The following is an 18,940-nucleotide window of genomic DNA, read 5'->3' on the forward strand; positions in this document are numbered from 1 at the left end:
CTACCTTCTTAAGTGGATTTTTTATTTACTGCCTGAAACAACCCTTAGTGATGGTCGTTGCCACGCAGGTAAATGACCCAGTATGTCAACCCGACCAGCAGACCCCCGCCGATAATGTTCCCGATAGTTACCGGAATCAGGTTATCAGTGATGAAGTTCATAACGGTCAAGTGAGAGAAACTTTCCGGAGTCGAACCGATGGCGGTCCAGAATTCCGGGCTTGCAAAGTTGCGGATTACGATACCCATCGGGATCATAAACATGTTGGCGATGCTGTGCTCAAAGCCGCTGGCAACGAACATCGCTACCGGCAGGACCATGATCATCGCTTTATCCATCAGGCTACGACCGGAATAGCTCATCCATACGGCGAGACAAACCATCAGGTTAGCGAGGATACCCAGGCTCACGGCCTCCACAAAAGTATGGTGCATTTTGTGGTCGGCGGTCTGCAGAACGTTTAGCCCCCAGCCGCCGTTGGCAGTCATATATTCGCCTGATAACCACATCAGCAGCACAAACAGCAGCGCGCCCACCAGGTTACCAAAATAGACGTTGAGCCAGTTTTTTGCCAGTTGCCCCCAGGTAATTCGACCGCTGGCTTTGGCCACCACGATCAGTACCGTAGAGGTAAAGAGGTCAGCGCCGCAGATAACGCACAGAATCAGACCCAGAGAAAAACAGATCCCACCGATAAGTTTGGCAATCCCATAAGGCATCGCGGCAGTGCCGGTGGTCGCGGTGATATAGAATACGAAAGCGATGGAGATGAAAACGCCAGCGGTGATCGCCAGATAAAACGTCTTCATCGGATGCTTCGTTGCTTTATAGACACCTGCTTCTTCGGCGACTTTCGCCATCGCGGCAGGGAGCAAAAGATCAAAAGGGTTGTCAGCTTTCACACTAACTCTCTCTTTATATAAGTTGGCGGTGAGATACTAACAAAGCATTATAGAATGGAAATTGATATAGATCATATCTCACCGGAACTATATGCCTTTTTAGTGTGTGGTTTTTATTGAAATTACTTCTAACTGCATGAAATATATATAGAAAATAATTTTTAAATTTTATAGATAATGTTGAATTATTTCTTTTTTACCCCCATTTTTGAGTTAATTAAAATGGAGTATTTTTATTAAATTTAACAATTGATAAATGATGAAATGGCGTTATTTAACATTAATTAACTTTACAACTACAAATTATAGGAGGCGCTTTCTCAGGGTTAAATAACGGAGCCGCTGAGGGCTCCGTTGTAAGCATGAACGATGGCGCAAGCTGGGCTTATTTTGCCCAAAACGCCGCTTTCGCCCGCTGCAGTTTTTCATAGGCTTTCAGCAGCGACTGATGGGCCGGGAAGGCCTGCAGATCGCTATCGACCGCCTGGAGACCATAGAACGGCGCTTCCCCGCTCAGCGCCGCGCTGGCGGCTTCGACCGCGTCGGCGCCGTACATACGGATGAAGGCGTTCAGGTACTGCAGCGGCTGACGCTCTTCTTCCTGGCTCAGCAGCAGCAGGGTTTGCAGACAGCGATAGTAGTTCGCGCGCTCCGCGCTGAAGACCGAAGCATTAAATTCCATGGTCCACTCGGTCCAGATCAGCGCCTGTTCCAGATCGCCGCCGGCCAGGGCCAGCATCGCTTTCAGCTCGCCGACGCGCAGGGTATACCAGCCGTTGTCTTTTCCGGTGGCGAGCCCCAGCAGTTCGCGAACGCGGGTGAAATCATCCAGACCTTCATCGTCCATCTGCTCGATCAGCGCCAGGTAATCTTCTTTATCCCACTCGCTGCCCGGCAGGGACAGAATGGTGTCCCGCAGATGAGCGCCCATGCTGTTGTTCGCCAGCCACAGGTCTTCCGCCGGGTATATGTCCGACATCCCCGGGACGATGATACGGCAGGCGTAAACGCCCAGGTGCTCGTAGTCGGCGATGTACACTTCTTTATCTTCGGCCTTGAAGATGGCCATCAGGGTGGCGAACTCTTCTTCGGTAGTACCAGAGAAGCTCCAGTCAACGAATGGATAGTCGGCGTCCTGCTTGAACATATCCCAGGAGATCAGGCCGCTGGAGTCGATAAAGTGGGTTTCGAGGTTCGCGTGCTCGGCGACCTCTTCGTCATCGAAGGTTGGCGGCGTGAAGACATCGAGGTCTTTCAGGCTGCGGCCCTGCAGCAGTTCGGTGACGGTTCGCTCCAGCGCCACGCCAAAGTCCGGGTGGGCGCCGAAGGAGGCGAAGCAGGTGCCGTTAGCCGGGTTAAACAGCACGACGCAGATAACCGGATATTTGCCGCCGAGCGAGCCATCATAGGCAAAGATCGGGAAACCTTCAGCTTCCAGTTTGGCGATCGATTCCACGACGCCCGGATAGCGCGCCATGACTTCCGCCGGGATCTCCGGCAGGCTGATGCTTTCAGCGATGATGCGGTTTTTAATGTGACGTTCAAAGACCTCTGACAGACCCTGTACCCGCGCTTCGTTGCGGGTGTTACCGGCGGACATGCCGTTGGAGACGTACAGGTTGCCGACAATATTCATCGGAATATAGACGGTTTCGCCGTCGGACTGGCGGGTAAAAGGCAGACCGCACACGCCGCGCTCATCGTTACCCGACTGCAGATCCACCAGCATACTGGCCGTTAACTGATCGTCAGGATCGTAGAACGCGCGCAGGCGGGCATCCAGCAGACCTTCCGGGACTTCATCATCCTCAGTCAGCGGGAACCACTTTTCGTTCGGGTAGTGAACAAACGGGCCGTAAGCGATAGTGTCGCCTAACCAGAAGTCGGCGAAGAAATAGTTAGTGGACAGACGTTCGAAATATTCGCCCAGCGCGGAGGCCAGGGCTGCCTTTTTGGTGGCGCCTTTACCATTGGTAAAGCACAGCGCGCACGCTTTATCGCGAATGTGAACGGACCACACGTGCGGCACCGGGTTCAGCCACGAGGCCTCTTCGATATCAAATCCGAGGTCGAGCAATTTCTGCTGGAAGCGAGCGATGGAATCTTCCAGGGCGGCATCTTTGCCGGGAATAAACGTTTGGGTCATGGCGATCACTTTTGTCGTACGGAAAGCGCGCAATGATACGGCTTTTATCTGACAGGTGCTATCTCCATCATCTGGCTATGCTTAGAGGCATCTTTAATACACAGGGAGATGGAAAATGAAAGCCTTTGACTGGCAGCGGATGGCGCTCGATAAAGTACCGGTGGAATTCCTGGCGGAGGTGGCGTTGCGCAGCCTCTATACCTTCGTTCTGGTCTTTATTTTCCTCAAGATTACCGGACGGCGCGGCGTGCGGCAGATGTCGCTGTTCGAGGTGCTGATTATTTTGACCCTCGGCTCGGCGGCGGGTGACGTGGCGTTTTATGACGATGTGCCGCTGCTGCCGGTGCTGGTGGTCTTCGTTACGCTGGCGCTACTGTATCGCGGCATTATGTGGCTGATGGGGCATAGCGAAAAGCTGGAGGATCTACTGGAGGGGAAACCTATCGTAGTGGTGGAAGAGGGACAGTTGGCCTGGGAGAAGCTGCATGCGGAAAACATGACCGAATTCGAATTTTTTATGGAGCTGCGGGTCAACAGCGTCGAGCAGCTTGGCCAGGTCCGGCTGGCAATCCTCGAAACCAACGGGCTGATCAGCGTGTTTTATTATCCCGATGAAGAGGTGAGGGCCGGATTATCGATCCTTCCAGCGCATTGTACCACACGCTATACCACCATTCCGCAAGAGGGGATCTATGCCTGCGTGCGCTGCAGCATCGTAATGGCGATGCAGGCGGGAGAAAAACGAATATGTCCGCGCTGCGCAAATGCAGAATGGTCGAAGGCCAGCCGGGCGAAACGGCTTACCTGACAGCAAATATGTCGGTTTTATTACGTCAAGCCGATAGATTCTGTTGTGTGACGGCGGCCGCGTTTTACCGTCGGCGAGTTTTAGCCATTGCGGACCGTGTCACTGAATGATAAAACCGATAGCCACAGGAATAACTTATGCCCGCGGCGGTTCGCGGGCAAAACAACATAGCAACGTGGTGAGGGGAAATGGCTCAGGTCTATAACTTCAGTTCGGGCCCGGCAATGCTGCCGGCGGAAGTACTCAAACTGGCGCAGCAGGAACTGTGCGACTGGCACGGTCTGGGGACGTCGGTCATGGAGATCAGTCACCGTGGTAAGGAGTTTATCCAGGTGGCAGAAGAGGCAGAACAGGACTTCCGCGCTCTGCTGAACATCCCTTCCAACTATAAAGTTTTATTCTGCCACGGCGGCGGCCGCGGCCAGTTCGCCGGGATCCCGCTGAACATCCTCGGCGATAAAAAGGTCGCTGACTATGTGGACGCCGGCTACTGGGCGGCCAGCGCGGTCAAAGAGGCGAAGAAATACTGCACGCCGAACGTTATCGACGCGAAAATCACCGTCGACGGCAAGCGCGCTGTGAAGCCGATGAGCGAGTGGCAGCTGACCCCGGGAGCGGCCTATCTGCACTACTGCCCGAACGAAACCATTGACGGTATCGCGATTGATGAGACGCCGAACTTCGGCGACGACGTCATCGTGACCGCCGATTTCTCCTCCACCATTCTTTCCCGCGAAATTGACGTCAACCGCTTCGGCGTAATCTACGCCGGCGCGCAGAAGAATATCGGTCCGGCTGGGCTGACGCTGGTCATCGTGCGTGAAGATCTGCTGGGCAAAGCCAGCGTGGCCTGCCCATCAATTCTTGACTACACCGTGTTAAGCGAGAATGACTCGATGTTTAACACACCGCCGACGTTCGCATGGTATCTGGCTGGACTGGTGTTTAAGTGGCTGAAACAGCAGGGCGGGGTTGCCGCGATGGATAAAATCAACCAGCAGAAAGCCGAACTGCTCTACGGCGTGATCGATAACAGCGGCTTCTATCGTAACGATGTGGCGCAGGCCAACCGTTCGCGTATGAACGTACCGTTCCAGCTGGCGGACAGCGCCCTGGACAAACTGTTCCTCGAAGAGTCGTTTGCTGCCGGGCTGCACGCGCTGAAGGGCCACCGGGTGGTGGGCGGCATGCGTGCTTCCATCTACAACGCCATGCCGCTGGACGGCGTGAAGGCGTTAACCGACTTTATGCTGGACTTCGAACGCCGCCACGGTTAATCGCCTGTTTCTTTCTTCCTCCCCGCGGCCTGTCTGCGGGGTTTTTATTCTGTTTGTTTGAGAGTGAAGTTTGATGGAATCCCTGACGTTACAACCCATCGCACGCGTAGAGGGCACCGTGAACCTGCCAGGTTCGAAAAGCGTCTCCAACCGCGCGCTGCTGCTGGCTGCCCTGGCCCGCGGCACGACGGTGCTGACCAACCTGCTGGACAGCGACGATGTGCGCCATATGCTGAATGCCCTGAGTGCGCTGGGGGTTCAATATACCCTGTCTGCCGACCGCACCCGCTGCGAAGTGACCGGCAACGGCGGCCCGTTGCGCTCTGCCGCGGCGCTGGAGCTGTTCCTTGGCAACGCCGGTACCGCGATGCGTCCGCTGGCGGCGGCTCTGTGCCTTGGCAGCAACGATATCGTGCTGACCGGCGAACCGCGGATGAAAGAGCGTCCGATCGGCCATCTGGTGGATGCCCTGCGTCAGGGCGGCGCTCAGATCGACTATCTGGAGCAGGAAAATTATCCACCGCTGCGCCTGCGCGGCGGTTTTCAGGGCGGCAACGTCGAGGTTGACGGCAGCGTCTCCAGCCAGTTCCTGACCGCGCTGCTGATGACCGCGCCGCTGGCGCCGCAGGATACCGTCATCGTCATTAAGGGCGATCTGGTGTCGAAACCCTATATCGACATTACGCTGCACCTGATGAAAACCTTCGGCGTTGAGGTGGACAATCAGTCTTATCAGCGATTTGTGGTGCGCGGCAAGCAGCAGTATCAGTCGCCGGGAGATTACCTGGTGGAAGGCGATGCTTCCTCGGCCTCGTATTTCCTCGCCGCTGGCGCCATTAAGGGCGGCACGGTAAAAGTCACCGGTATCGGCCGCAACAGCGTACAGGGCGACATTCGTTTCGCCGACGTACTGGAGAAAATGGGCGCCACCGTCACCTGGGGCGACGATTTCATCGCCTGCACCCACGGCGAGCTCAAGGCGGTCGATATGGATATGAACCATATCCCGGACGCCGCGATGACCATCGCCACCGCCGCGCTGTTCGCGCAAGGGACCACTACCCTGCGCAATATCTACAACTGGCGGGTCAAGGAGACGGACCGTCTGTTCGCCATGGCGACCGAGCTGCGTAAAGTGGGCGCCGAGGTGGAAGAGGGGGAAGATTATATCCGCATCACCCCGCCGGCAAAGTTGAAGTACGCAGAAATCGGCACCTATAACGACCACCGGATGGCGATGTGCTTCTCGCTGGTAGCGCTGTCTGATACGCCGGTGACCATCCTTGATCCCAAATGTACGGCCAAAACGTTCCCTGACTACTTTGAGCAGCTGGCGCGGATCAGTACCCTCGCCTGAGTAAAACTTTGTCATCCCGCGGGCTGATGTCCTGTCAGCCCGCTATAATTGCGCAAAACTTCTGCTTTTCATTTCCTGTAGTCCGTAATTTACAAGCAATGCTCACTTTCCGGCGTATTGATGCGTATAATGCGCGGCGTTTATATTCCATGCGCCTTGCTGAAGGAGAAAAAGATGACGGCGAATATTCCGGTAATCACCATTGATGGGCCTGGCGGTGCGGGTAAAGGTACGTTGTGCAAGGCAATGGCGGAAGCGCTGGGCTGGCATCTGTTAGATTCAGGCGCGATCTACCGCGTTCTGGCGCTGGCGGCGCTGCATCATCATGTCGACGTGGAGTCCGAAGAGGCGCTGGTGCCCCTGGCTGCCCATCTTGACGTGCGTTTTATTTCTACTGACGGCAACCTGGAAGTGGTGCTGGAAGGGGAAGATGTCAGTAGCGAAATTCGCACTCAGGAGGTCGCGAACGCGGCCTCGAAAGTGGCGGCTTTTCCGCGCGTTCGCGAAGCGCTGCTGCGCCGCCAGCGCGCCTTCCGCGAACTGCCGGGGCTTATCGCCGACGGTCGCGATATGGGAACGGTAGTTTTCCCGGACGCGCCGGTGAAAATTTTCCTCGATGCCTCGGCCGACGAGCGGGCGCATCGCCGCATGCGGCAGTTGCAGGAAAAGGGCTTTGATGTTAACTTTGAACGTCTTTTGTCCGAGATAAAAGAGCGTGACGATCGCGACCGAAATCGCGCCGTGGCGCCGCTTGTCCCGGCTGCCGATGCATTAGTTCTCGATTCAACCGAACTAAACATTGAGCAAGTGATTGAAAAAGCGCTACAATATGCGCGCGAAAAATTGGCCGTTGCGTAGGCCTTAACCGGTAACGCGCCGAAGCCTCCGAATTATAGCAGTACCCCGCGGCAATGGATGGTCAGCGGGTATGTGAAACAACCCCATCCGGCACGGAGCCAGGTGGACGTTAATATTAACCTGAAGATTAAACATGACTGAATCTTTTGCTCAACTGTTTGAAGAATCCTTAAAAGAAATCGAAACCCGCCCGGGTTCCATCGTTCGTGGTGTTGTTGTTGCTATCGACAAAGACGTAGTACTGGTTGACGCCGGTCTGAAATCTGAGTCCGCCATCCCGGCTGAGCAGTTCAAAAACGCCCAGGGCGAACTGGAAATCCAGGTTGGTGACGAAGTTGACGTTGCTCTGGATGCAGTAGAAGACGGCTTCGGTGAAACTCTGCTGTCCCGTGAGAAAGCTAAACGTCACGAAGCTTGGATCACGCTGGAAAAAGCTTACGAAGACGCTGAAACTGTTACCGGTGTTATCAACGGCAAAGTTAAAGGTGGCTTCACTGTTGAGCTGAACGGTATTCGTGCGTTCCTGCCGGGTTCCCTGGTAGACGTTCGTCCGGTGCGCGACACGCTGCACCTGGAAGGCAAAGAGCTTGAGTTCAAAGTCATCAAGCTGGACCAGAAGCGTAACAACGTTGTTGTTTCTCGTCGTGCCGTTATCGAATCCGAAAACAGCGCAGAGCGCGATCAGCTGCTGGAAAACCTGCAGGAAGGCATGGAAGTCAAAGGTATCGTTAAGAACCTCACTGACTACGGTGCATTCGTTGATCTGGGCGGCGTTGACGGCCTGCTGCACATCACCGATATGGCCTGGAAACGCGTTAAGCATCCGAGCGAAATCGTAAACGTTGGCGACGAAATCACTGTTAAAGTGCTGAAGTTCGACCGCGAGCGTACCCGTGTATCCCTGGGCCTGAAACAGCTGGGCGAAGATCCGTGGGTAGCTATCGCTAAACGTTATCCGGAAGGTACCAAACTGACCGGTCGCGTGACCAACCTGACCGACTACGGCTGCTTCGTTGAAATCGAAGAGGGCGTTGAAGGCCTGGTTCACGTTTCCGAAATGGATTGGACCAACAAAAACATCCACCCGTCCAAAGTTGTTAACGTTGGCGACGTTGTGGAAGTAATGGTTCTGGATATCGACGAAGAGCGTCGTCGTATCTCCCTGGGTCTGAAGCAGTGCAAATCTAACCCATGGCAGCAGTTCGCGGAAACCCACAACAAGGGCGACCGTGTTGAAGGTAAAATCAAGTCTATCACTGACTTCGGTATCTTCATCGGCCTGGACGGCGGCATCGACGGCCTGGTTCACCTGTCTGACATCTCCTGGAACGTTGCAGGCGAAGAAGCAGTTCGTGAATACAAAAAAGGCGACGAAATCGCAGCAGTTGTTCTGCAGGTTGACGCAGAGCGTGAGCGTATCTCCCTGGGCGTTAAACAGCTCGCGGAAGATCCGTTCAACAACTACGTTGCTCTGAACAAGAAAGGCGCTATCGTTGTTGGTAAAGTGACTGCAGTTGACGCTAAAGGCGCAACCGTAGAACTGGCTGACGGCGTAGAAGGTTACCTGCGTGCTTCTGAAGCATCCCGTGACCGCGTTGAAGACGCAACTCTGGTTCTGAGCGTTGGCGACGAAGTTGAAGCGAAATTCACTGGCGTGGATCGTAAGAACCGCGTAGTGAGCCTGTCTGTACGTGCGAAAGACGAAGCGGAAGAAAAAGACGCTATCGCTACCGTGAACAAGCAGGAAGACGCGAACTTCTCCAACAACGCTATGGCTGAAGCGTTCAAAGCAGCGAAAGGCGAGTAATCTTTGTCATTCAGGTAATAACAACCTGAATAGCGACGAGTTTACTTGACAGATTGCAGGATTCGTCCTGTAATCAAGCACAAAGGGCGGCTACGGCCGCCCTTGTTTAAGCTGTTAGCTAATTTTTGCCTTGAAGGAAACCGGAGGAATAATGACCAAGTCAGAATTGATTGAAAGACTTGCCAGCCAGCAATCTCACATTCCGGCGAAAGCGGTGGAAGATGCTGTTAAAGAAATGCTGGAACATATGGCCTCAACGCTTGCTCAAGGTGAGCGCATTGAAATCCGCGGTTTCGGCAGCTTTTCTCTGCACTATCGAGCACCTCGCACCGGACGTAACCCGAAAACTGGTGATAAAGTCGAACTGGAAGGTAAGTACGTTCCGCACTTTAAGCCCGGGAAAGAATTACGTGACCGCGCCAATATTTATGAAGGGTGAGTTGCACGACGTGCAGCCTGCCTGACGATAAAGAAAGCACCTTCGGGTGCTTTTTTTGTGCCCGCCATTTACGGCCATCCTCACAAAAAAAGCGTGCCCGGCTGCAAGCGAGGCGATTGTCTGGAATGCGCCGCGCAAACCTGAATTCGCCGCCAGGACGCCAGCACCGCTTTGCGTAACACTGCCCACTCACAGGGAGGTGTTTATGCGTCTACCATGGCTTGCCGGATGCGCCATCATTGCAATGCTGCCGCTTCTCTGGCTACCCGTCTTGCCGGGCCCGTGCAGTCTGGCGGGCGCGAGCGCACTGGCGCTGGCGCTGATTCGTCTGCATGGAAGGGCCGTCGCCGGAGTGGCGATGACGCTTCTGCTGGTGGTCTGGGGAGTATTGAGCGCGCATCAGGCGCTGTGGCCGACCCGGCACCTTACCGGCGCCATCCGGCAAGCGGAAGTGATCCTTAGCGAGACGGATGGCCAGACCTTGCACCGTGGACAGATGGTGCGCCTGCGGGGCCGCTATCTGTTTCCCCCGGTAGGCGTAACGCTGTACGGGGAACTTGCACCTGCGCCAGCCTGTGCGGGTCAACACTGGCTGATGACGCTGCGCCTGCGCCCGGTGCACGGGCAGCTCAATGACGGGGGCTTCGACAGCCAGCGCTATGCGCTGGCGCAGCACCGACCGCTGAGCGGAGGGATCGTCGCCGCTTCCGCGCTGGATGCCCGCTGCAGTCTGCGCGCCCGCTATCTGACGTCGCTGACCCGGCGACTGCAGACTTATCCCTGGCGCGCGGTGATGTTGGGATTAGGAATGGGGGAGCGGCTGTCTCTGCCGACGGAGATAAAGGTCCTGATGCAGAACACGGGCACTTCCCATCTGATGGCTATCTCGGGTCTGCATATCGCTCTCGCGGCTTCTCTTATCATGCTGTTGCTGCGCGGCGTGCAGTATATTCTCCCGGGCCGCTGGATTGGCTGGCGGTTGCCGCTGCTGGCCGGGCTGGCCGGCGCCGTCGGCTATGCCTGGCTGACCGGTATGCAGCCGCCGGCCCTGCGCACTTGCTTAGGGCTTGCGGTCTGTTGTGCTTTACGTTTGTCGGGTCAACGCTGGACGGCGTGGCAGGTGTGGCTCTGCTGTCTGGGAGCGATACTGGTTGCCGACCCGCTGGCGGTGCTGTCGCAAAGCCTGTGGCTATCTGCCTTCGCCGTGGCGGGGCTGATCTTCTGGTTCCAGTGGCTCCCGTTGCCTGCCGGCCGCTGGCGCTGGCCGTGGAAGACCATAATTGCTCTTGTTCATTTGCAGGCTGGCGTGACGCTGCTGCTGCTGCCGCTGCAGTTGTTGCTATTCCATGGAGTCAGCCTGACGTCGATGGCGGCTAATTTGCTGGCGGTACCGTTAGTCACCCTGTTGGCGGTGCCGCTTATTCTGACCGCGATGCTGGTGCATCTCTCGGGGCCGGAGATAGTGGAGTCGCTGCTCTGGCTGGCGGCCGATCGCGTGCTGGCCGTATTGTTCTGGGGATTAAGACGTTTACCGGACGGCTGGTTGACGCTGGATGCTCGCTGGCTGTGGATCAGTAGCCTGCCGTGGCTGTTGGTGATGGGCTGGCGTTTTCAGAGCTGGCGGCATTCACCGGCGCTGTGTCTCAGCGTGCTGTTTTTACTGACGCGGCCATTCAGCCGACAACCGCCTGCGGACGAATGGCGGGTGACGATGCTGGATGTCGGACAGGGGCTGGCGATGGTGATCGAGCGTCACGGTAAGGCATTGCTTTACGATACCGGGCCGGCTTGGCCGCAGGGTGATAGCGGTCAACAGGTGATTATCCCGTGGCTGCGCTGGCACCATCTGCAGCTGCAAGGGATTATGCTGAGCCATGAACATCTGGATCATCGCGGCGGCCTTGATTCAGTGCTGCAGGCATGGCCGCAGGCGTGGGTGCGCAGCCCGTTAGGCTGGGCGCATCATCTGCCGTGTCATCGCGGTGAGCGCTGGCAATGGCAGGGACTCAACTTCCAGGCCCTGTGGCCGCTACCGGGCAGCACGGCAAAGGGTAACAATCATTCCTGTGTGGTGCGGATCGATGATGGTCGCTCCAGCATCCTGCTCACCGGCGATATAGAGCGTCAGGCGGAGCAGGCGATGATCAGCCGTTACTGGCGGCATCTGACGTCTACACTTATTCAGGTTCCCCACCACGGCAGCAATACCTCCTCCAGCGCGCTGCTGGTCCGCCGGGTGGATGGCGCGGCCGCGCTGGCCTCCGCTTCGCGCTACAATGCGTGGCGGATGCCCTCGTACAAGGTGGTTCAGCGCTACCGCCAGCGGGGTTATCGCTGGTTCGCCACGCCGCAGCAGGGGCAGATAACGGTGGTTTTTTCCGCAGAAGGGTGGCAAATCCATAGCTTACGGGATCAAGTTTTACCGCGTTGGTATCATCAGTGGTTTGGCGCGCCCGCCGATAACGGGTAGAATATGCGGCTATTTCAACACAAGCTGGTTTATTGAATGCAGAACGATAAAGATCTCTCCACGTGGCAGACCTTCCGCCGACTTTGGCCGATTATCGCGCCGTTTAAAGCCGGGCTAATCGTAGCGGCGGTGGCGTTGGTGCTTAACGCGGGCAGTGACACCTTCATGTTATCGCTTCTTAAACCGTTATTGGATGATGGTTTTGGTAAAACGGATCGCTCAGTGCTGCTATGGATGCCGCTGGTGGTTATCGGCCTGATGGTGCTGCGTGGGATCACCAGCTACATCTCGAGCTATTGTATTTCCTGGGTTTCCGGCAAAGTGGTGATGACCATGCGTCGTCGCCTGTTCGGCCACATGATGGGTATGCCGGTGGCCTTCTTTGACAAGCAGTCTACCGGAACGCTGCTGTCACGCATCACCTATGATTCTGAGCAGGTCGCCTCCTCCTCTTCCAGCGCGCTGATCACCGTGGTCCGCGAAGGGGCATCGATTATCGGTCTGTTCGTGATGATGTTCTATTACAGCTGGCAGCTGTCGCTGATCCTGATCGTACTGGCGCCGATTGTGTCGGTGGCGATCCGCGTGGTCTCCAAGCGTTTTCGCAATATCAGTAAGAATATGCAGAACACGATGGGGCAGGTCACCACCAGCGCCGAGCAGATGCTGAAAGGGCACAAAGAGGTGCTGATGTTTGGCGGCCAGGAAGTGGAAACCAAACGTTTTGATAAAGTCAGCAATAAAATGCGTCTGCAGGGGATGAAGATGGTTTCCGCCTCGTCTATCTCCGACCCGATCATTCAGCTTATCGCCTCCCTGGCGCTGGCCTTTGTCCTGTATGCCGCCAGCTTCCCGAGCGTGATGGACACCCTGACCGCCGGGACCATTACCGTGGTCTTCTCCTCGATGATTGCGCTGATGCGTCCGCTGAAGTCGCTGACCAACGTCAATGCCCAGTTCCAGCGTGGGATGGCGGCGTGCCAGACGCTGTTTGCGATCCTCGATTCCGAGCAGGAAAAAGACGAAGGTACGCGGGTCATTGAGCGGGCGAAAGGCAATCTCAAGTTCGAGAACGTCACCTTTACCTACCCGGGTCGCGAAGTGGCCGCGCTGCGCAATATCAATCTCGATATCCCGGAAGGGAAAACCGTGGCGCTGGTGGGGCGCTCAGGGTCGGGTAAATCGACCATTGCCAGCCTGATCACCCGCTTCTACGATGTCGACGAGGGGCAGATCCTGCTGGATGGCCACGACCTGCGCGAGTACAAGCTGAGCTCGCTGCGCGATCAGGTGGCGCTGGTTTCACAGAACGTGCATCTGTTCAACGATACCGTCGCCAACAATATCGCCTATGCCCGTACCGAAGAGTACAGCCGCGAGCAGATTGAAGAGGCCGCGCGCATGGCCTACGCCATGGATTTCATTAACAAGATGGATAATGGTCTGGATACCATCATCGGCGAGAATGGCGTGATGCTGTCCGGCGGCCAGCGCCAGCGTATTGCTATTGCCCGCGCGCTGCTGCGTAACAGCCCGATCCTGATCCTCGATGAAGCCACCTCGGCGCTGGATACCGAGTCCGAGCGTGCCATTCAGGCGGCGCTGGATGAGCTGCAGAAAAACCGTACCTCGCTGGTTATCGCTCACCGTCTGTCGACCATTGAGCAGGCTGATGAAATCGTGGTGGTTGAAGACGGGCGGATCGTGGAGCGCGGAACGCACCATGATCTGCTGGAGCATAAGGGCGTGTACGCCCAGCTGCATAAGATGCAATTCGGCGAATGATCGCGCGCATCTGGTCCGGGGAATCGCCGCTGTGGCGCCTGCTGCTGCCGCTCTCCTGGCTGTATGGCCTGGTGAGCGGGGTGATTCGCCTCAGCTATCAGCTGGGGTGGCAAAAAGCCTGGCGCGCGCCGGTGCCGGTGGTGGTGGTTGGTAACCTGACCGCCGGCGGCAATGGCAAAACGCCGGTGGTGATCTGGCTGGTGGAGCAGCTGCAGCAGCGCGGTATTCGCGTTGGCGTCGTGTCTCGCGGCTACGGCGGTAAAGCTGAACGCTATCCGCTGGTGTTGGACGACAGAACCAGTACGGCGCTGGCGGGTGATGAACCGGTGTTGATCCATCAGCGTACCGGTGCCCCGGTCGCTGTCGCTCCGCTACGCAGCGACGCGGTAAAAGCATTGCTCAGCGCGCACGATCTGCAGATGATTGTGACCGACGACGGGTTGCAGCACTATAAGCTCGCGCGGGACAGAGAAATTGTCGTTATTGACGGCGTGCGCCGCTTTGGCAACGGCTGGTGGCTGCCTGCCGGGCCGATGCGCGAGCGGGCGTCGCGCTTGCAAAGCGTTGATGCGGTTATCGTTAACGGCGGCGTGGCGCGTCCGGGTGAGATCCCGATGCGGCTGCGCCCAGGGATGGCGGTTAACCTGCTTACCGGCGAACGTCGCGATGTCTCCACCTTCACGAACGTAGTGGCGATGGCCGGCATCGGCCATCCGCCGCGCTTCTTCGCCACCCTCGAAAGCTGCGGCGTCCAGCCGGTCAAAACCGTGGCGCTGGCGGACCATCAGGCGCTGAGCCAGGATGATGTCGCCGCCCTGGTGACCGCCGATCAGACGCTGCTGATGACCGAGAAAGATGCCGTGAAATGTCGCGATTTCGCCGCTGCAAACTGGTGGTATTTACCGGTCGACGCCATAATGGCCGATGAACGCGCACAGCGGTTGCTTGCGGACTTAGCGACGTTGGCGCAACGTTAACTGACGCGCCGGCTTTGCTCGCCGCTGTGCTGGAATTCCTGACGGAGAACCTGCATGTCGGTATTGCAACTATCGCTTAACGAGGCGCGCCACCTCCATCTCGCGGCGCAGGGGTTGTTAAAGAAGCCCCGACGTCGCGCTCGCCCGAAAGACATTCTTTCCACCATCCAGCAGATGTCGCTGCTGCAAATCGATACCATCAACGTGGTGGCCCGCAGCCCCTACCTGGTGCTGTTCAGCCGTCTTGGCAGCTATCCGCAGCACTGGCTGGATGAGTCGCTGCGCAACGGCGAGCTAATGGAATACTGGGCGCATGAAGCCTGCTTTCTGCCGCACAGCGATTTCGCCCTGGTGCGCCATCGCATGTTGAATCCCGACAATATGGGCTGGAAATACCATCGCGCGTGGATGGAGGAGCATGCCGGGAGTATTGCCGAGCTGGTGGCGCATATCGGGCAAAACGGCCCGGTTCGCTCGGCGGATTTTACCCACCCGCGCAAAGGCGCCAGCGGCTGGTGGGAGTGGAAACCGCATAAGCGCCACCTGGAAGGGCTGTTTACCGCCGGCGAAGTGATGGTGGTGGAGCGGCGCAATTTTCACCGCGTGTATGATCTAACCCGGCGGGTGATGCCGGACTGGGACGACGAGCGCGACGCGCTCTCCCGCGAAGACGCAGAGGCCATTATGTTGCGCAATAGCGCCCGTAGCCTCGGCATCTTCCGCGCCCAGTGGCTGGCCGATTACTATCGCTTGCGCCAGCCGGCGCTACCGGGTCTGCTGGCGGCCTGGCAGGAAGAGGGGCTGGTGGTGCCGGTTAACGTGGAAGCACTCGGCGAGATGTGGCTGCATCACGAGGCGCTGGCGCAGCTGGAGACCGCGCCCGGCGGTAAGCTGACCGCCAGCCATAGCGCCGTGCTCTCGCCCTTCGACCCGGTGGTCTGGGATCGGAAACGCGCTGAGCAGCTGTTCAACTTCAGCTATCGCCTGGAGTGTTATACCCCGGCGCCGAAGCGTCAGTATGGCTACTTCGTACTGCCTCTGCTGCACCAGGGAAAACTGGTCGGGCGGATGGACAGTAAAATACATCGCAAAAGCCGGGAGCTGGAGATCTTCGCTCTGTGGCTGGAGGAGGGGGTGAAGATCACCCGTGGTCTGGAGCAGGGGCTGCGCCGGGCGATTAACGACTTCGCACGCTGGCAATCGGCAGAGCGGATCCTGTGCCGACGCCTGCCGGAAGGGCTGTTTGTCGGCCAGGAGCAGGGGTGGGAAATCGACGCCGATTGATCCCGGCGCCTGCCTTCCTGTGATATGCTGCTGAGAAATCTATCCGGTCCATCAGGAGGAAACATGGATCACCGTTTACTTGAAATCATCGCCTGCCCGGTCTGTAACGGCAAGCTGTATTACAGTCAGGATAAGCAAGAACTTATTTGCAAACTTGATAGCCTGGCGTTTCCGCTGCGCGACGGTATCCCGGTGCTGCTGGAGACAGAGGCGCGTCCGCTGGCGCTAGAAGAGAGTCACTCATGAGTTTCGTGGTCATTATTCCTGCGCGTTTCGCCTCCACGCGCCTGCCGGGAAAACCACTGCAGGACATTAATGGTAAGCCGATGATTGTCCATGTGCTGGAGCGCGCTCGCGAATCCGGCGCGGATCGCATTATTGTCGCCACCGATCACGAAGATGTCGCCCGGGCGGTTGAAGCCGCCGGCGGCGAGGTCTGTATGACCCGCGCCGACCATCAGTCCGGCACCGAACGGCTGGCGGAAGTGGTGGAAAAGTGTGCGTTCAGCGATGACACCATTATCGTCAATATTCAGGGCGATGAGCCGATGATCCCCCCGGCGATTGTCCGCCAGGTGGCGGAGAATCTGGCTGCCAGCAGCAGCGGAATGGCGACCCTGGCGGTACCGATCCATGATGCGGAAGAGGCGTTTAACCCGAATGCGGTCAAAGTGGTGATGGATGCCAAGGGTTACGCGCTCTATTTCTCCCGCGCGACTATTCCCTGGGATCGCGATCGCTTTGCCCAAACCCGCGAGACCATCGGTGACTCCCTGCTGCGTCACATCGGCATCTATGGCTATCGCGCCGGCTTTATCCGCCGCTATGTCAGCTGGGCGCCGAGCCCGCTGGAGCAGATTGAAATGCTCGAGCAGCTGCGAGTGCTGTGGTATGGCGAGAAAATCCATGTCGCCGTGGCGGCGGAAGTGCCCGGCACCGGCGTGGATACCCCGGAAGATCTGGAGCGCGTCCGCGCTGAGCTGCGTTAGTCCTCTGTCCCCTCCTTGCTGGAGGGGACATCCCCGTCAGTTTTTCGCTTTTTTTACCCCTTTTTGATCTTATCCGATGACAACCCAGGTGCGGGCGCTCATTATGAAACCAGTAGTGTTCATAGGGGTAATCGACAATGGAACAGTTGCGAACCGAACTCAGTCATCTTCTTGGCGAAAAGCTAAGCCGGGTGGAGTGTGTCAGTGAACAAGCCGCTACGGCGCTGTGGTTCCTGTACGATGCGCAGGGAAACCCGATGCCGCTGCTGGCGCGAAGTTTCACCACGCCCGGCGTGGCGCGGCAGCTGGCATGGAAGATCTCGACCCTGGCGCGTAATGGTACGGTGCGTATGCCGGTGGTTTATGGCGTCATGACGCACGAAGAACATCCCGGACCAGATGTGCTGTTGCTTGAGCGCCTGCGCGGCGTACCGGTGGAGGCGCCGACGCGCACCCCGGCGCGCTGGGAGCAACTGCAGGAGCAAATCGTCGAGGCGCTGCTGGCGTGGCATCGGCAGGACAGTGGCGGCTGCGTGGGAATGGTCGACAATACCCAGGAAAACCTGTGGCCGAACTGGTACCGCCAGCGGGTAGAGATATTGTGGAGCACCCTGAACCTGTATCAGGACACCGGTCTCACCATGCAGGATAAGCGCCTTTTGTTCCGCTCCCGCGAGTGCCTTCCGGAGCTATTCCGCGATTTCAATGATAATGCTGTGCTGGTGCATGGCAACTTCACTCTGCGCAGCATGCTAAAAGATCCACGCAGCGATCAGCTGCTGGCGATGGTGGGGCCGGGGATGATGCTGTGGGCGCCACGCGAGTATGAACTGTTCCGCCTTGCTGAAGGCGGCCAGGCGGAACAGCTGCTGTGGCGCTACCTGCAGCAGGCGCCAGTTTCCGAGGCCTTTGTCTGGCGGCGCTGGCTTTATCTGCTGTGGGATGAGGTGGATAGTCTGGTCAACACCGGGCGCTTTGATCGCGCCCGTTTTGACCTCGCTGCAAAATCACTCCTGCCCTGGCTCGCCTGAGCTGCCTTTCAGCCATTGCCAGACGCGACCAAGGGTTTCATAGCCGACCCGGTCGCTGTGCATCAGCCACACTGGAGAAGGCATGGCCCGCTCCCACGGATTGAGCGGCGAGGTCACCGCCAGCTGATTGGCCGGCGCGGGAAGCGGATCCAGGCCGGCATGGCGAAAGAATATCATCGCCCGCGGAAGGTGTGACGCCGAGGTGACCAGCAGGAAGGGCGCGTCGCCGATGGCGCGCTTCACCGCCAGCGCTTCCTCTTCTGTATCTTTCGGCCGATCGAGCACAATGATATCGCTGCGAGGTACGCCAAGGCTCTCCGCCACTCTCGCCCCGGCTTCCGCCGTGCTGACGGGGTTCGTTTTCGCCGCCGCGCCGGTAAAGATCATTTTCGAACCGGGATTCGCCTGCCACAGGCGGATGCCCTCCGTCAGGCGCGGCAGGCTGTTATTGATAAGATTAGAGCTTGGCGCCCACTCCGGATTCCAGGTATAGCCGCCGCCCAGCACCACCACGTAGTTCACCGGCTGCTCGCCGCGCCAGGTGGGGTAGGTATCTTCAATCGGTTTCAGCAGGCTGTCGGCCACGGGCTGCAGGCTCAGCAGCGTCAGCAGCATCCAGCCGAGGCTCACGCATAGCTTTCCGGTACGCTGAAAGCGGCTGAACCATAACAGCGCGATCCCGATACCGATCAGCAACAGTAAGGCGGGTAGCGGCAACAGCAGGCCGCCGACGATCTTTTTTAGCGTGAAAAGCATGCCAGATGGTTCCTTTTTTAACCATATAACCAAAGTTATGTTCGGATCTTATAA

General features: G+C 57.6%; 16 protein-coding genes. 13 read left to right on the forward strand and 3 right to left on the reverse strand.

What is annotated here, in order from left to right; all coding sequences use genetic code 11:
• Window positions 1-44: 44 nt before the first annotated feature.
• Together focA and ycaO are read right to left on the reverse strand one after the other, a co-directional pair.
• On the reverse strand, window positions 45-902 hold the full coding sequence (gene focA, locus KHQ23_RS10230) for a formate transporter FocA (protein ID WP_002898150.1): 858 nt from the start codon (window positions 900-902) through the stop codon (window positions 45-47).
• Window positions 903-1,287: 385 nt separating this feature from the next.
• Window positions 1,288-3,048, reverse strand: a complete 1,761-nt coding sequence (gene ycaO / locus KHQ23_RS10235; RefSeq protein WP_047694865.1) for a 30S ribosomal protein S12 methylthiotransferase accessory factor YcaO — start codon at window positions 3,046-3,048, stop codon at window positions 1,288-1,290.
• Window positions 3,049-3,163: 115 nt separating this feature from the next.
• Between ycaO and KHQ23_RS10240 the strand changes: the two genes are divergently transcribed.
• The 13 genes from KHQ23_RS10240 to KHQ23_RS10300 all read left to right on the forward strand — a co-directional run bounded on the left by KHQ23_RS10240 (window position 3,164) and on the right by KHQ23_RS10300 (window position 18,130).
• Complete coding sequence (locus KHQ23_RS10240; RefSeq protein ID WP_073553333.1) at window positions 3,164-3,856, forward strand: DUF421 domain-containing protein; 693 nt, start codon at window positions 3,164-3,166, stop codon at window positions 3,854-3,856.
• Between the two features lie 188 nt (window positions 3,857-4,044).
• The gene (gene serC, locus KHQ23_RS10245) at window positions 4,045-5,133 is read left to right on the forward strand and encodes a 3-phosphoserine/phosphohydroxythreonine transaminase (RefSeq protein ID WP_002898155.1); all 1,089 of its coding nucleotides are present in this window, start codon (window positions 4,045-4,047) and stop codon (window positions 5,131-5,133) included.
• 73 nt (window positions 5,134-5,206) lie between these two features.
• Entirely contained in the window at window positions 5,207-6,490 is a 1,284-nt protein-coding gene (aroA, locus tag KHQ23_RS10250) for a 3-phosphoshikimate 1-carboxyvinyltransferase (RefSeq protein ID WP_002898157.1), read from the forward strand.
• Between the two features lie 174 nt (window positions 6,491-6,664).
• Entirely contained in the window at window positions 6,665-7,348 is a 684-nt protein-coding gene (cmk, locus tag KHQ23_RS10255) for a (d)CMP kinase (protein ID WP_002898160.1), read from the forward strand.
• A 133-nt stretch (window positions 7,349-7,481) separates the two neighbouring features.
• Window positions 7,482-9,155 (forward strand): 30S ribosomal protein S1, encoded by a 1,674-nt coding sequence (gene rpsA / locus KHQ23_RS10260; RefSeq protein ID WP_002898162.1) that lies wholly within the window; start codon window positions 7,482-7,484, stop codon window positions 9,153-9,155.
• Between the two features lie 151 nt (window positions 9,156-9,306).
• Window positions 9,307-9,594, forward strand: coding sequence for an integration host factor subunit beta (gene ihfB, locus KHQ23_RS10265; RefSeq protein WP_002898165.1), 288 nt, complete (start codon window positions 9,307-9,309; stop codon window positions 9,592-9,594).
• Between the two features lie 205 nt (window positions 9,595-9,799).
• Window positions 9,800-12,064 carry a ComEC family protein gene (locus tag KHQ23_RS10270; RefSeq protein ID WP_038989491.1) on the forward strand — a complete coding sequence of 755 codons (2,265 nt, stop codon included), beginning with the start codon at window positions 9,800-9,802 and terminating at the stop codon, window positions 12,062-12,064.
• 36 nt (window positions 12,065-12,100) lie between these two features.
• Complete coding sequence (gene msbA / locus KHQ23_RS10275; RefSeq protein ID WP_002898170.1) at window positions 12,101-13,849, forward strand: lipid A ABC transporter ATP-binding protein/permease MsbA; 1,749 nt, start codon at window positions 12,101-12,103, stop codon at window positions 13,847-13,849.
• A complete protein-coding gene (lpxK, locus tag KHQ23_RS10280; RefSeq protein WP_016946992.1) occupies window positions 13,846-14,826 on the forward strand; it encodes a tetraacyldisaccharide 4'-kinase in 981 nt (326 codons plus the stop codon). The genes msbA and lpxK overlap by 4 nt, the downstream gene beginning before the upstream one ends.
• Before the next feature lie 54 nt (window positions 14,827-14,880).
• Window positions 14,881-16,110 (forward strand): winged helix-turn-helix domain-containing protein, encoded by a 1,230-nt coding sequence (locus KHQ23_RS10285; RefSeq protein WP_032434229.1) that lies wholly within the window; start codon window positions 14,881-14,883, stop codon window positions 16,108-16,110.
• A gap of 63 nt (window positions 16,111-16,173) precedes the next feature.
• On the forward strand, window positions 16,174-16,356 hold the full coding sequence (gene ycaR, locus KHQ23_RS10290) for a protein YcaR (RefSeq protein WP_002898177.1): 183 nt from the start codon (window positions 16,174-16,176) through the stop codon (window positions 16,354-16,356).
• The gene (kdsB, locus tag KHQ23_RS10295; protein ID WP_004191127.1) at window positions 16,353-17,099 is read left to right on the forward strand and encodes a 3-deoxy-manno-octulosonate cytidylyltransferase; all 747 of its coding nucleotides are present in this window, start codon (window positions 16,353-16,355) and stop codon (window positions 17,097-17,099) included. The genes ycaR and kdsB overlap by 4 nt, the downstream gene beginning before the upstream one ends.
• A 137-nt stretch (window positions 17,100-17,236) precedes the next feature.
• Window positions 17,237-18,130: a YcbJ family phosphotransferase gene (locus tag KHQ23_RS10300; protein ID WP_002898182.1), complete on the forward strand. Its 894-nt coding sequence runs from the start codon at window positions 17,237-17,239 to the stop codon at window positions 18,128-18,130.
• On the opposite strand, the gene elyC is transcribed toward KHQ23_RS10300, so the two are convergent.
• Complete coding sequence (gene elyC, locus KHQ23_RS10305) at window positions 18,107-18,886, reverse strand: envelope biogenesis factor ElyC (RefSeq protein ID WP_032434231.1); 780 nt, start codon at window positions 18,884-18,886, stop codon at window positions 18,107-18,109. The two genes, KHQ23_RS10300 and elyC, sit on opposite strands and share 24 nt — an antisense overlap.
• Window positions 18,887-18,940 lie beyond the last annotated feature (54 nt).

It is taken from the genome of Klebsiella sp. 64, from assembly GCF_018223915.1.
In the GTDB taxonomy this organism is placed as follows: Bacteria; Pseudomonadota; Gammaproteobacteria; order Enterobacterales; family Enterobacteriaceae; genus Klebsiella; species Klebsiella pneumoniae.